Raw genomic sequence first — 13,108 nt, forward strand, 5'->3', positions numbered from 1 at the left:
CATGGCACGTTTCTTCCGTCGTCGTAAATTCTGCCGCTTCACCGCAGAAGAAGTGAAAGAGATCGATTACAAGGATCTCAACACTCTGAAAGCTTACGTATCCGAGACCGGCAAAATTGTTCCAAGCCGCATCACCGGTACTAAAGCTCGTTATCAGCGTCAGCTGGCCACCGCTATCAAGCGCGCCCGCTTCCTGGCCCTGCTGGCCTACACCGACAGCCACGGCCGCTGAGACCGGGCAGTCGACAAGTAGTAAAGGATTGAAAGCATGCGCGCCTTAGCTGAGTTCATCATGCGAGGCCGTGTGCAGGCCGCGTTAATCGTGGCCGGATGTGCGGCATTGCCGTTTTTGTTCTGGTTGAGTGCTGCTGCAGGTTGCCTTGTGCTCCTGCGGCGCGGTCCGAGAGATGCCTTGAGCATCCTCACGTGGGCTCTACTGCCGGCCTTGGTCTGGTGGTTTATCGGAGAACCTCGCACCTTGATGGTGCTGTTGGGATCTCTGGGATTGGCGATGATGTTACGCGCCGGTCAGCCCTGGTATCGCGTGCTGCTGGTCAGCGTGGCGTTGGGTGTAGTGTATGGCGTGATCCTGGGTACGGTTTTCCGCGAACCCATTGGTGCGATGGCGCAGGAGTTGGAAAAACTTCTTCCGCAGGTCCTCAATGGTCTCTACGACAAGTTGTCTGACGTAGAGCGAGCGCGCCTAGGAGCATTGATTGCCCCTGTTCTCACCGGTTTGATTGCAGCTTTGATGCAGGTCGTCAGCGTGCTTAGCCTGATTATCGGGCGTTATTGGCAGGCGTTGTTGTACAACCCGGGCGGTTTTGCCAGCGAATTTCGCAGCATCCGCCTACCGCTGGGTCCAGCGTTACTGTTGCTGGCGTGCATGCTTGTAGGACCGAATTTCGGTCCTCAAATGGCCATGCTCACGCCGTTGTGCAGCGTAGCGTTGTTCTTCGCCGGGCTGGCCCTGATACACGGGCTGGTGGCGCAAAAGCGACTGGCCAAGTTTTGGCTGGTGGGGTTGTACGTCACGCTGTTGCTGTTTATGCAGCTGATCTATCCGTTACTCGTGGTCCTGGCCATTGTCGACAGCCTGATTGATTTTCGCGGACGTCTGGCGCCGAAAGACGCTGGTAAAGACTCTGCGGACGGTGAAGGTTAAAAGTTAAGAGGATTTTCACATGCAACTGATCCTTCTGGAAAAAGTCGCGAACCTGGGCAACCTGGGCGACAAAGTAAATGTTAAGGCCGGTTACGGTCGTAACTACCTGCTGCCGTACGGCAAAGCTACCGCTGCAACCGCTGCCAACCTGGCTGCGTTTGAAGAGCGTCGTGCTGAGCTGGAACAAGCAGCAGCAGACAAAAAAGCTTCGGCTGAAACACGCGCTGCCCAACTGGCTGAGCTGGAAGTGACTATCACCGCCACCGCTGGCGACGAAGGCAAGCTGTTCGGTTCGATCGGCACCCACGACATCGCTGATGCACTGACCGCCTCTGGCGTTGAAGTTGCAAAAAGCGAAGTTCGTCTGCCGAACGGCACTATCCGCAACGTTGGCGAATTCGACGTGGCTGTGCACTTGCACGCCGAAGTTGAAGCAACCGTACGCGTTGTTGTGGTAGCTGCTTAAGCAGTCTTAACTGACTGGCACCTTGTGTGTCAGGCGGTTAACATCGGGCACGATCCTGTTTACAGGTCGTGCCCTTTGTCTTTCTGCTGTTCCTGATTTCAAACCCCCAGCTTTTACAAATTAACCAAGTGGCCATGAACGATATCTCCGCTCCTGAGCAATATGACCTGCAAACCGCAGCCCTGAAGGTGCCGCCGCATTCCATCGAGGCCGAACAGGCTGTGCTCGGTGGTCTGATGCTGGACAACAACGCCTGGGAACGCGTGCTGGATCAGGTCTCGGACGGCGATTTCTATCGGCATGACCACCGCCTGATCTTCCGCGCCATCGCCAAGCTGGCAGACCAGAACTCCCCGATTGACGTCGTGACCCTTGCCGAGCAACTGGACAAGGAAGGTCAGACCTCACAAGTCGGTGGCCTGGGCTACCTGGGCGAGCTGGCGAAAAACACGCCATCGGTCGCCAACATCAAGGCCTATGCGCAAATCGTTCGCGAGCGCGCCACGTTGCGCCAGCTGATCGGCATCAGTACCGAAATCGCCGATAGCGCTTTTAATCCTGAAGGGCGTAATGCGGCCGAAATTCTCGATGAAGCCGAGCGCCAGATCTTTGCAATTGCCGAGGCCCGGCCAAAAACCGGCGGCCCGGTAAGCGTTAACGACCTGCTGACCAAGGCTATCGACCGGATCGATACGCTGTTCAATACCGACAACGCCATCACCGGCCTGTCCACCGGCTATACCGACCTCGATGGCATGACCAGCGGCTTGCAGCCGTCCGACCTGATCATCGTTGCCGGTCGTCCATCGATGGGTAAAACCACCTTTGCGATGAACCTGGTGGAAAACGCGGTATTGCGCAGCGAAAAAGCGGTACTGGTTTACTCCCTCGAGATGCCAGGCGAATCGCTGATCATGCGTATGCTGTCGTCCCTGGGCCGCATCGACCAGACCAAGGTCCGTGCCGGTCGACTGGAAGACGATGACTGGCCGCGCCTGACCTCGGCGGTCAACCTGCTCAACGACCGCAAGCTGTTCATCGATGACACGGCCGGCATCAGCCCGTCGGAAATGCGCGCACGTACCCGTCGTCTGGTGCGTGAACACGGTGAGATCGGTCTGATCATGATCGACTACCTGCAACTGATGCAGATCCCCGGTTCGGGCGGTGACAACCGGACCAACGAAATCTCCGAGATTTCCCGCTCGTTGAAAGCGCTGGCCAAAGAATTCAATTGCCCGGTGGTTGCGCTGTCGCAGCTCAACCGTTCTCTTGAGCAGCGGCCCAACAAGCGCCCGATCAACTCCGACTTGCGTGAATCCGGCGCCATCGAGCAGGATGCCGACGTCATCATGTTTGTGTACCGGGACGAGGTCTATCACCCCGAAACCGAACACAAGGGCATTGCCGAAATCATCATCGGCAAGCAGCGTAACGGCCCTATCGGCACCACGCGCCTGGCGTTTATCGGCAAATACACGCGTTTTGAAAACCTGGCCCCGGGTAGCTACAACTTCGACGACGATTAACGGCCCGCATGCCCCTGCGGGTGCTGGTTTGCCAGCGCTGCAGGCTAGGTGATTGCCTTGGCGGTCGCGCCGAGGCTATCGCCGGCAAGTCAGGCCTGCGAGGGATCGCAATCCAAGGCTCCAATCAATTCCGACCATTACCGTCGGAATTGATCATTTTTTGTGCTATATTCCGCGCCCGCGAATTTCTTCGTAAATGACGCGCCCAATTTTCTGTACTCAACACCGGTCATCGACATGCAATCAGCCAAGCCTTTATTTGACTATCCCAAGTACTGGGCCGAATGTTTCGGTCCAGCGCCATTCCTGCCGATGAGCAGGGAGGAGATGGATCAGCTTGGCTGGGATTCATGCGACATCATCATCGTCACCGGTGATGCATACGTCGACCACCCGTCGTTCGGCATGGCGATCATTGGTCGCCTGCTGGAGTCCCAGGGCTTCCGTGTGGGCATCATTGCGCAGCCGAACTGGCAGTCCAAAGACGACTTCATGAAGCTGGGCGAACCGAACCTGTTCTTCGGCGTTGCGGCCGGCAACATGGACTCGATGATCAACCGCTACACCGCCGACAAAAAAATCCGTTCCGATGACGCCTACACCCCCGGTGGCATGGCTGGCAAACGTCCGGATCGCGCGAGCCTGGTGTACAGCCAGCGCTGCAAGGAAGCCTACAAAAACGTACCGATCGTACTTGGTGGCATCGAGGCGTCCCTGCGCCGTATCGCGCATTACGACTACTGGCAGGACCGCGTGCGCAACTCGATCCTGATCGACGCCTGCGCCGACATCCTGCTGTACGGCAACGCCGAACGTGCCATTGTCGAAGTTGCCCAGCGTTTGTCGTATGGCCACAAGATCGAAGACATTACCGATGTTCGCGGCACCGCGTTCATTCGTCGCGATACGCCAAAAGACTGGTACGAAGTCGACTCCACGCGTATCGACCGTCCGGGCAAGATCGACAAGATCATCAACCCGTACGTGAACACCCAGGACACTCAGGCCTGTGCCATCGAGCAGGAAAAAGGTCCGGTTGAAGATCCGAACGAAGCCAAGGTTGTGCAAATCCTGGCCAGCCCGCGCATGACCCGTGACAAGACGGTTATCCGTCTGCCATCGGTAGAGAAAGTGCGTGGCGACTCGGTTCTGTACGCTCACGCCAACCGCGTGCTTCACCTTGAAACCAACCCGGGTAACGCCCGTGCGCTGGTGCAAAAGCACGGCGAAGTGGATGTGTGGTTCAACCCGCCTCCGATCCCGATGACCACCGAAGAAATGGACTACGTGTTTGGCATGCCTTACGCACGTGTTCCGCACCCTGCGTACGGCAAGGAAAAAATTCCGGCCTACGACATGATCCGCTTCTCGGTGAACATCATGCGTGGCTGCTTTGGCGGCTGCACCTTCTGCTCGATCACCGAGCACGAAGGCCGGATCATCCAGAACCGTTCCGAAGAGTCGATCATTCGCGAAATCGAAGAGATACGCGACAAGGTGCCAGGTTTCACCGGCGTCATTTCCGACCTCGGCGGCCCGACCGCGAACATGTACCGCATCGCCTGCAAAACCCCGGAAATCGAATCCGCGTGCCGCAAGCCATCCTGCGTGTTCCCGGGTATTTGCCCGAACCTGAACACCGACCACTCGTCGTTGATTCAGCTGTATCGCAGCGCCCGTGCCTTGCCGGGCGTGAAGAAAATCCTGATCGCTTCCGGTCTTCGCTATGACCTCGCGGTCGAGTCGCCGGAATACGTTAAAGAGCTGGTGACGCACCACGTAGGCGGTTACCTGAAGATCGCCCCGGAACACACCGAGGAAGGTCCGCTCAACCAGATGATGAAGCCGGGCATTGGCAGCTATGACAAGTTCAAGCGCATGTTCGAGAAGTACACCAAGGAAGCGGGTAAAGAGCAGTACCTGATCCCTTACTTCATCGCCGCTCACCCCGGCACCAAAGACGAAGACATGATGAACCTTGCGCTGTGGCTCAAGGGTAATGGCTTCCGTGCTGACCAGGTGCAGGCGTTCTACCCGTCGCCGATGGCCACTGCCACTGCGATGTACCACTCGGGCAAAAACCCGCTGCGCAAGGTCACGTACAAAAGCGACTCGGTGATCATCGTCAAGAGCGAGGAGCAGCGTCGTCTGCACAAGGCGTTCTTGCGTTACCACGACCCGAAGGGCTGGCCAATGCTGCGTGAGGCCCTGACCCGCATGGGCCGTGCCGACCTGATTGGTTCGGGCAAAGACCAACTGATTCCGTTGCATCAGCCGGCGACCGACAGCTACCAGAGTGCCCGTCGCAAAAACTCGACGCCTGCCGGTAGCCACAAAGTCGCCGGAGAGAAAACCACCAAGATCCTGACCCAGCACACCGGCCTGCCGCCGCGTGCCAGCGATGGTGGCAACCCGTGGGACAAGCGCGAGCAGGCCAAGGCCGCCGCATTTGCCCGTAACAAACAGGCTGCCAAAGAACGTCACGAAGCAGCCAAGGGCGGCAAGAGCCAGAAGCCGACACGCAAGCCGGTGGTTCCGCGCTAACTTCTGTTGGCGCCGGGTTGCCGGCGCCTGCAAAAGCGCTATTGGCCAAACACAACGCCAGCCTTCGGGCTGGCGTTGTGCATTCTGCGCGCGCACAAGCCCGTCAGGCGCGAGCAGGCATGATTAATGTCCGGATGTAGGCGTAGGTGACCTGGAACGTCTGAGGATGCAGCAGGGGCAATCAGGCGGACTGCGAGGATCAACAGCCGGGCTGCTGATCCTGATCACAGATCCTGTGGGCCGGGTTGTGGATAACCGGGCCGAGGGTGTTACGCGTCTGGTGCTTTTTGTTCTACGGCGTCGGTGGTTTCAGCGACAACATCACCTTCTGCATCGACTTCAACGTCGGCATTCGGATCCAGCTCTACAGTACCTTCCTCAGCTGCCGCTTTCTTGCGGGCAAGCTTTTCCTCTTTCTTCTGCTCTTTAGCCAAGTCTCTTTGACGCTTAGCGAAGTTGTAATTTGGTTTGGCCATGGGCGATCCTCTGGGGGTCGAAGGGGTTGAGCGGCGCGTATTCTGCCCTGTATTAGTGCTTAGCCGTTAGCTGGGTTTTAGCAAGTCGCTATTTTGCGCTGAAAACACGACTCTACACTGCCGAAAAAGCCGGTTGTGGATTAAATCTCGGACCGGAGGTGATCGCAGCTGCTGATCAGCGCAGAAAGTCCCGCCACTTATTCCCCCGAATACCGCATTGATGACCTAAGGTTATAAGCCCGGCGTTGACCCAATGGATGAATTGTTTCCATCAACGCCAGGAACATGACTCAGATCATTTGAATCGAGACAATTTTCGGGCAATCTGTATACAGATTGGTTGTTCATACCCTGCCTTGGAGATACACCATGTTTGCCAAAGTTCTTGCGGTATCCCTTTTGACCCTGGCCAGTGGCCATTTGCTGGCGGCTGAATGCGCTGTGACTGTCGATTCGACTGACCAAATGTCTTACAACACCAAAGAGATCGTCATCGACAAGTCCTGCAAGACTTTCACCGTTAACCTGACGCACTCCGGCAGCTTGCCGAAAAACGTCATGGGTCATAACTGGGTGTTGAGCAAAACTGCAGACATGGCCGGTGTTGCTACTGACGGCATGGCAGCCGGGCTGGATAAAAACTACCTGAAAGACGGCGACACCCGCATCATTGCCCACACCAAGATCATTGGTGCCGGTGAGAAAGATTCGGTGACCTTCGACGTGTCGAAGTTGAACCCGGCTGAAACGTACGAGTTCTTCTGCACATTCCCTGGCCACAACTCGATGATGAAAGGCTCCGTGGTTCTTAAATAAGACCCGGCCAGCCAATAAACAGCCCTGACGCGCCTTGTGCGCTCAGGGCTGTTTGCGTTTGGGCTCAGGCTTTTGAATCAGTCATCTTGAAAATGCCCTGGGCATTGCTGCTGTCGAAATTCAGATCGATACGCCCGTTTTCCGGGTCGACCTTGCGCTCAATGAACTCGACAAAAGAGCCCGGCACCTGATGCTCGCGATAATGCCCGTCGGCATCGATCAGCCCTCGCGTAACCGTGCAGGCGCGATACGCAGTTTGCATCACCCGGCCTGAGGCAGAGACTTCGATGCTGTCTTTCATCGGCCGCTGCAAGTCCCGTTGTTGTGCCACACAGGCTTCGAGATCCTGCACGCGATCGGTCAGATGGTTGAAGCTGTTGCCCTCGGTGGCAATCCAGGCCATTTCTGCACTTTCACTGAGCAGGCAATGGTAATCGGCTTCGAGCACCGCGCCGTGTTGCCGGCCGAATGCTCGATACAACGCCGGTAGCAGGGCTTGCGCCTCATCGAGACGGCAATGGCGGGTGAGGCTCAGGCGCTTGAGAATGCGGGTGTGTTCGGCTTGCAGCGGATCGAGGCTGGAACCGACGACGCGGGTAACCGCCTGCTGAAACGTCTGGCTAAATCGCCCCGGGTGTAATTCCGAGACAAAAAACTGCGCAATGTCTTCTGGCAGGTCCATCTGCCGATAGCCCCACCCGGTCATGTTCAGCCTGGTCAGCGGGTAGGTTCGTACATCGGTAAAGCCCAGTGGCTCCAGCAATCGCGAAAATGCCTGACGGCCCCGGGGCAGTTCGCCGTTGGCGGGCCAGTCGACAGTGCGAATCGCACCATGGTCAAACACCACTTTGCGGCCTTGCAGCGCTTGTTCCTCTACGTAGCGCCGGCCATCCGGTACGGCGTCCACCAGCTTGTGCAGCAGGCACAGGTTTAACGCTTCGGCCAGCCAGGCCCGGTGCACGGCCTGCTCATGCCAGCTGAAAGCCAGCAGCCCCCGGGGCACCTCGACATGCTCGCGCAGCCAGTGAGCGGCAGGCTGACCGAGCGCAGACTCGACAAGAGAGAACAAACCATCGAAAGAAGACATGGGGGCAGGGCTCTGGCGACCAAATAGGCGTCTATCAAAGCCTTTGAATGCAGAGGCGGCAAGCGAAAAAAAACGTGGGGTTCATTCCGTTTTTTCGTACATGTTCAGTCTGTGCAAAACCTGTGGGATCAGGGTTGCCAGCGATTGCATCGCCGGCAAGCCAGTCCCCACAGGTGCAAGGCTTACTTCAAGGGGCCAGCGGCATCTCACGCTTGTGCTGGGTCTTCTCGTACGTGCGGCAGATGATGTTAAACGCGTCCTGACTCACCGGCTGACCGTGCAAAAAGGCATCAATCTCGGCATAGGTCACGCCGTGGGATGCTTCGTCAGGTTTGCCGGGTTCCAGGTCTTCAAGGTCTGCGGTCGGGACTTTCTCCACCAGCGATTCTGGCGCACCAAAGTGACGTGCAATCGCGCGCACCTGATTCTTGACCAGCCCGCTGAGCGGTGCCAGGTCGCAGGAACCGTCACCGAATTTGGTGAAAAAGCCCATCACTGCTTCAGCGGCGTGGTCAGTACCAATCACCAGGCCACCCGTAGCCCCGGCGATGGTGTATTGCGCCACCATGCGCATCCGCGCCTTGGTGTTGCCCAGCACAAAATCCACCGTAGCGTGTGGCTTGCCTTCAAAGGCCGAAATTTCGGCGGCCAGTGCTTTTACTGCCGGGCCGATATTCACCGTTTGACGTTCGTCCGGGTTAATAAAGTCGACAGCGGCAGTGGCGTCGATTTCGTCGTGCTGCACGCCGTATGGCAGGCGCACGGCAATAAAGCGGTAGGCCTGATCGCCAGTCTGTTCACGCAGTTGCTTGACCGCGCGCTGGGCCATCAAACCTGCCGTCAGCGAGTCGACCCCGCCGCTGATGCCCAGCACCAGGGTCTTGAGCCCGGAATTGTGCAGGCAGCACTGGATAAAGGTAATGCGTCGTGCCACCTCGGCCTCAAGGGCTGCGGTGTCGCTAAACGGCGGTTGGACCTTGAGCTCTTCAGCAATCTGACGCTGTACGGCCTGCATGATTCACTCCTTTGGAGGTAGTTCAGGAACTTGGAAAACATGGCGCAAGTAGGCGGCAAAGTTCGGGTCCGAGCAATGGGTCTTGCCCGGCTCGTCCGAAATTTTGGCCACGGGCGAGCCATTACAGGCGGTCATTTTAAGCACGATGCTCATCGGCTCGACACCTGGAATGTCACAGGTCAGGTTGGTGCCGATGCCGAAGCTGACATTAATCCGCCCGCGCAATGCACGGAATATCTCCAGTGCGCGGGGCAGGGTCAGGCTGTCGGAGAAGACCAGGGTCTTGCTCATCGGATCAATGCCCAGCTTGTGGTAGTGCGCGATGCATTTTTCGGCCCATACCACCGGGTCACCGGAGTCATGGCGCAAACCGTCGAACAGCTTGGCAAAGTACAGATCAAAATCGGCGAGAAATGCATCGGTGGTAATGCAGTCCGTCAGGGCAATCCCCAGCAGCCCGCGGTATTCGCGCACCCAGCAATCGAGCGCCGCACTCTGGCTGTCGATCAATCTCGGACCCAGTTGCTGATGGGCCATGATCCATTCATGGGCCATGGTGCCCAGCGGCTTCATGTCCAGCTCGCGGGACAGGTTGACGTTACTGGTGCCGACGAAGCGGCCCGGGAAGTCGTGCTTGAGCACGCTGACCACTTCTTCCTGTACCAGGTAAGAAAAGCGTCGGCGTGTTCCGAAATCGGCGACTTGCAATTCGGCCAGTTCTTCGGCGCTGGCGTTGGCCAGCAACCAGTCAAACTTGCGGTACAACTGCTCGCGGGCCTGTGACAGCAGCGTGTCGGCATAGCGCGAGCGGTTGCGTACCTCACTGACAATCGCCAGCAGCGGCACTTCAAACAGAATGACGTGCAGCCACGGTCCGCGCAGACGGATGACCAGCTCGCCGTTTTCGATCCCGGTATGTACATAGCGCAAATTGAAGCGAAACAGGCCCAGGAAGCGTATGAAATCGGGCTTCATAAAGGTGATTCGTTCCAGAAACCCTAGCTGGTCCTGAGTCATGCTGAGCTCGCCCAGACGCTCGATCTGATGGCGAATCTCGCTCAGGTACGGGCGCAAGTCCTCACTGTTACGGCAGCGGAATTCCCATTCGACTTCAACGTTGGGATAGTTGTGCAGCACCGCCTGCATCATGGTCAATTTGTAGAAGTCGGTGTCGAGCAAGTTCTGCACGATGCGATCGGCAAACACACTCTCGCTCATAGCGGCAATCTCCATGCTGGCCGTGCCTGATAATCACGACGTTCAGCTCTTTCAATGAATGGCGCTAGTGGCGCATATCCGCAGGCGGTTTTGCCAGCGGTTTTTCTTTCATCTGCGGGAGCGAGCTTGTCTCGTGGTCTTTTATAAGGTCAAAAGCTCGCGAGCAAGCTCGCGCCTACAGGGTTTGTGGGTCGTTCAATTGCGCCATCATCCAGGCCACAAATGCCTGCACCTTGGGCACGCCGGCCGAATGTTCCGGGTAAGCCAGGTAATAGGCGTCGGGACTCGGCATGGAGTACGGCCAGGCAACAACCAGTTTGCCGTCAGCCAATTCTTCTTCGACCAGAAACCGTGGCAGCAATGCCACGCCACACCCCACTTGCGCCGCTCGTATACACATATAAAAGGTGTCGAAGCGCGGGCCGTGGTAGCTGTGATCGGTGCGATAGCCCTGGTTTTCAAACCAGTCATGCCAGGCCTGTGGGCGGGAGGCATTTTGCAGCAGCACCAGTTCAGTCAGCTGCGTAGGGTCGGTATAGGGCATCTCAGGCAGGCTCGATGGCGCGCACACGGCCACCAGTTCTTCGCCAAACAGCTTCAGGCACTCGGTGCCGGGGCGTGCGCCCTGGCCAAAATAAAATGCCAGATCGCTGCGACCTTGCAGCAAGTCATCGGCCTGCTGCTCATTGCACAGGTCCAGATGAATATGCGGGTATCGCAGTCGCCAGCCTTTGAGGCGCGGCACCAACCAGCGGGCGCCGAAGGTCGAGGGTGTCGATACGCGCAGCACTTCGGTTTCGCCGCCGTAGGAGCGCAGGGTGTGGGTCGACATCTCGACCTGGGTCAGGATTTTTCGGACTTCTACCAGATACAAATCACCGGCGGGGGTCAGTTGCAGACGCCGACGCACGCGGCGAAACAGCAAGTGCTGTAACAGCTCCTCCAGCTGCGCGACCTGTTTGCTGACCGCACTCTGGGTCAGGTTCAGCTCTTCGGCGGCGCGGGTGAAACTCAGGTGCCGGGTTACCGCCTCGAAACACTGGAGGGCGGTGATCGATGGCAGATGGCGTTTATTTAGCATAAGCGCTGAGCATAAAAGGCCCCTCATTCTTGTTGTCAGGCAACGTTACCAGCGCAGCATGAATTTTTGGAATGATATCTCGCTTAAAGGTCGTTTGTTGCCGCGCGGTGGGCCAGCTACAACTAATGGCCTGAAAACCCGATTTTTGAGCTAAAGGAGTGTCCCATGGTTGCTGCATTACTGGATCGTCTTGGTATTGACCCTGCGCTGTATCAGCAGGGCAAACAACCGGTACACACGCCCATTGATGGCAGCCGGATTGGCGCAGTGCACTGGGAAGGTGCGGCTGAGGTCGAGCAACACGTGACCCGCGCCGAGCATGCATTCGAGGCCTGGCGCAAGGTTCCGGCTCCGCGCCGTGGCGAACTGGTGCGTCAGTTTGGCGACCTGTTGCGTGAGTACAAGGCGGATCTGGGCGAGCTGGTGTCCTGGGAAGCGGGCAAGATCACCCAGGAAGGCCTGGGCGAAGTTCAGGAAATGATCGACATCTGCGACTTCGCCGTCGGCCTGTCGCGTCAGCTTTACGGCCTGACCATTGCCTCGGAGCGCCCGGGCCACCACATGCGTGAAACCTGGCACCCGCTGGGCGTGGTGGGGGTGATCAGCGCCTTTAACTTCCCGGTGGCCGTCTGGGCCTGGAACACCACGCTGGCGCTGGTATGCGGCAACGCGGTGATCTGGAAACCCTCGGAGAAAACGCCGCTGACCGCACTCGCCTGTCAGGCACTGTTCGAGCGGGTGCTGAACACGTTCAGCGATGCACCCAAGTACCTGGCCCAAGTGATCATCGGTGGCCGGGACGCAGGTGAGGCCCTGGTCGATGACCCGCGCGTTGCCCTGATCAGCGCCACCGGCAGCACCCGCATGGGGCGTGAAGTGGCGCCAAAGATTGCCGCACGCTTTGCCCGCAGCATCCTTGAGCTGGGTGGCAACAACGCGATGATCCTCGCCCCGAGCGCCGACCTGGATATGGCCGTGCGCGCCATCCTGTTCAGCGCCGTCGGCACCGCAGGCCAGCGCTGCACCAGCCTGCGTCGGCTGATCGCCCATGACTCGGTCAAAGACGAAATCGTTACCCGGCTCAAGGCCGCCTATTCCCGGGTGCGCATCGGTCATCCGCTGGAAGGCAATCTGGTTGGCCCGCTGATCGACAAACACAGTTTTGAAAACATGCAGGACGCCCTTGAGCAAGCCCTGAGCGAAGGCGGTCGGGTGTTTGGCGGAGAGCGCCAGCTGGCCGGCCAGTACCCGAATGCGTATTACGTTGCCCCGGCCATCGTGGAAATGCCCGAGCAGAGCGATGTGGTGTGCAGCGAAACCTTTGCCCCGATCCTGTACGTGGTCGGTTACAGCGAATTCAGCGAGGCCCTGCGCCTGAACAATGCCGTGCCTCAAGGCCTGTCGTCGTGCATCTTCACCACCGATGTACGCGAGGCCGAGCAGTTCATGTCCGCCACCGGCAGTGATTGCGGTATTGCCAACGTCAACATCGGGCCCAGCGGTGCAGAAATTGGCGGCGCCTTTGGCGGTGAGAAAGAAACCGGCGGCGGCCGCGAGTCCGGCTCCGATGCGTGGCGCGGCTACATGCGGCGCCAGACCAATACCGTTAACTACTCGTTGGAACTGCCGCTGGCGCAGGGTATTACGTTCGATTGAGTCTCGTGTGAAGGGCCACTGCGGGAGCTGGCCGGCTCCCGCAGTTAGTGGATAA

At 58.2% G+C, this 13,108-nt stretch carries 12 protein-coding genes; 7 read left to right on the forward strand and 5 right to left on the reverse strand.

Going from position 1 to position 13,108, the window contains the following annotated elements:
* The first annotated feature begins 1 nt into the window (after position 1).
* The 5 genes from rpsR (at position 2) to ACP7BO_RS15460 (ending at position 5,704) form a co-directional block, all read left to right on the forward strand.
* A complete protein-coding gene (rpsR, locus tag ACP7BO_RS15440) occupies positions 2-232 on the forward strand; it encodes a 30S ribosomal protein S18 (protein ID WP_003171373.1) in 231 nt (76 codons plus the stop codon).
* Between the two features lie 36 nt (positions 233-268).
* Positions 269-1,165 carry a hypothetical protein gene (locus ACP7BO_RS15445; protein ID WP_426211253.1) on the forward strand — a complete coding sequence of 299 codons (897 nt, stop codon included), beginning with the start codon at positions 269-271 and terminating at the stop codon, positions 1,163-1,165.
* Between the two features lie 19 nt (positions 1,166-1,184).
* Complete coding sequence (gene rplI / locus ACP7BO_RS15450; protein ID WP_003439047.1) at positions 1,185-1,631, forward strand: 50S ribosomal protein L9; 447 nt, start codon at positions 1,185-1,187, stop codon at positions 1,629-1,631.
* A 134-nt stretch (positions 1,632-1,765) separates the two neighbouring features.
* Entirely contained in the window at positions 1,766-3,160 is a 1,395-nt protein-coding gene (dnaB, locus tag ACP7BO_RS15455; RefSeq protein ID WP_048360319.1) for a replicative DNA helicase, read from the forward strand.
* Between the two features lie 237 nt (positions 3,161-3,397).
* Entirely contained in the window at positions 3,398-5,704 is a 2,307-nt protein-coding gene (locus ACP7BO_RS15460; RefSeq protein ID WP_060695751.1) for a YgiQ family radical SAM protein, read from the forward strand.
* A 269-nt stretch (positions 5,705-5,973) separates the two neighbouring features.
* Here ACP7BO_RS15460 and ACP7BO_RS15465 read toward each other — a convergent pair whose 3' ends face one another.
* The gene (locus ACP7BO_RS15465) at positions 5,974-6,180 is read right to left on the reverse strand and encodes a hypothetical protein (protein WP_060695749.1); all 207 of its coding nucleotides are present in this window, start codon (positions 6,178-6,180) and stop codon (positions 5,974-5,976) included.
* A 369-nt stretch (positions 6,181-6,549) separates the two neighbouring features.
* Here ACP7BO_RS15465 and azu point away from each other — a divergent pair, with 369 nt between their 5' ends.
* Positions 6,550-6,996, forward strand: a complete 447-nt coding sequence (gene azu / locus ACP7BO_RS15470) for an azurin (RefSeq protein ID WP_060695747.1) — start codon at positions 6,550-6,552, stop codon at positions 6,994-6,996.
* Positions 6,997-7,060: 64 nt separating this feature from the next.
* Here the strand turns inward: azu and ACP7BO_RS15475 are convergent, their stop codons facing one another.
* The 4 genes from ACP7BO_RS15475 to ACP7BO_RS15490 form a co-directional block, all read right to left on the reverse strand.
* On the reverse strand, positions 7,061-8,083 hold the full coding sequence (locus ACP7BO_RS15475) for a DUF1338 domain-containing protein (protein ID WP_426211256.1): 1,023 nt from the start codon (positions 8,081-8,083) through the stop codon (positions 7,061-7,063).
* 187 nt (positions 8,084-8,270) lie between these two features.
* Complete coding sequence (nadE, locus tag ACP7BO_RS15480) at positions 8,271-9,098, reverse strand: ammonia-dependent NAD(+) synthetase (protein ID WP_397455036.1); 828 nt, start codon at positions 9,096-9,098, stop codon at positions 8,271-8,273.
* 3 nt (positions 9,099-9,101) lie between these two features.
* Positions 9,102-10,316: a nicotinate phosphoribosyltransferase gene (gene pncB, locus ACP7BO_RS15485; RefSeq protein WP_060695741.1), complete on the reverse strand. Its 1,215-nt coding sequence runs from the start codon at positions 10,314-10,316 to the stop codon at positions 9,102-9,104.
* Between the two features lie 175 nt (positions 10,317-10,491).
* A complete protein-coding gene (locus tag ACP7BO_RS15490) occupies positions 10,492-11,397 on the reverse strand; it encodes a LysR family transcriptional regulator (protein ID WP_397455035.1) in 906 nt (301 codons plus the stop codon).
* Between the two features lie 165 nt (positions 11,398-11,562).
* Here ACP7BO_RS15490 and ACP7BO_RS15495 point away from each other — a divergent pair, with 165 nt between their 5' ends.
* Positions 11,563-13,053: an L-piperidine-6-carboxylate dehydrogenase gene (locus ACP7BO_RS15495; RefSeq protein WP_397455034.1), complete on the forward strand. Its 1,491-nt coding sequence runs from the start codon at positions 11,563-11,565 to the stop codon at positions 13,051-13,053.
* The last annotated feature ends 55 nt before the right edge of the window (positions 13,054-13,108 follow it).

Source organism: Pseudomonas sp. TWR2-1-1 (genome assembly GCF_049897045.1).
Classification (GTDB): Bacteria; Pseudomonadota; Gammaproteobacteria; order Pseudomonadales; family Pseudomonadaceae; genus Aquipseudomonas; species Aquipseudomonas versuta.

What these genes read in the sequence shown, in the direction of transcription:
- rpsR (WP_003171373.1), top strand. Translation starts at nt 2, where the DNA reads ATGGCACGTTTCTTCCGTCGTCGTAAATTCTGCCGCTTCACCGCAGAA.
- ACP7BO_RS15445 (WP_426211253.1), top strand. Translation starts at nt 269, where the DNA reads ATGCGCGCCTTAGCTGAGTTCATCATGCGAGGCCGTGTGCAGGCCGCG.
- rplI (WP_003439047.1), top strand. Translation starts at nt 1,185, where the DNA reads ATGCAACTGATCCTTCTGGAAAAAGTCGCGAACCTGGGCAACCTGGGC.
- dnaB (WP_048360319.1), top strand. Translation starts at nt 1,766, where the DNA reads ATGAACGATATCTCCGCTCCTGAGCAATATGACCTGCAAACCGCAGCC.
- ACP7BO_RS15460 (WP_060695751.1), top strand. Translation starts at nt 3,398, where the DNA reads ATGCAATCAGCCAAGCCTTTATTTGACTATCCCAAGTACTGGGCCGAA.
- ACP7BO_RS15465 (WP_060695749.1), bottom strand. Translation starts at nt 6,180, where the DNA reads ATGGCCAAACCAAATTACAACTTCGCTAAGCGTCAAAGAGACTTGGCT.
- azu (WP_060695747.1), top strand. Translation starts at nt 6,550, where the DNA reads ATGTTTGCCAAAGTTCTTGCGGTATCCCTTTTGACCCTGGCCAGTGGC.
- ACP7BO_RS15475 (WP_426211256.1), bottom strand. Translation starts at nt 8,083, where the DNA reads ATGTCTTCTTTCGATGGTTTGTTCTCTCTTGTCGAGTCTGCGCTCGGT.
- nadE (WP_397455036.1), bottom strand. Translation starts at nt 9,098, where the DNA reads ATGCAGGCCGTACAGCGTCAGATTGCTGAAGAGCTCAAGGTCCAACCG.
- pncB (WP_060695741.1), bottom strand. Translation starts at nt 10,316, where the DNA reads ATGAGCGAGAGTGTGTTTGCCGATCGCATCGTGCAGAACTTGCTCGAC.
- ACP7BO_RS15490 (WP_397455035.1), bottom strand. Translation starts at nt 11,397, where the DNA reads ATGCTAAATAAACGCCATCTGCCATCGATCACCGCCCTCCAGTGTTTC.
- ACP7BO_RS15495 (WP_397455034.1), top strand. Translation starts at nt 11,563, where the DNA reads ATGGTTGCTGCATTACTGGATCGTCTTGGTATTGACCCTGCGCTGTAT.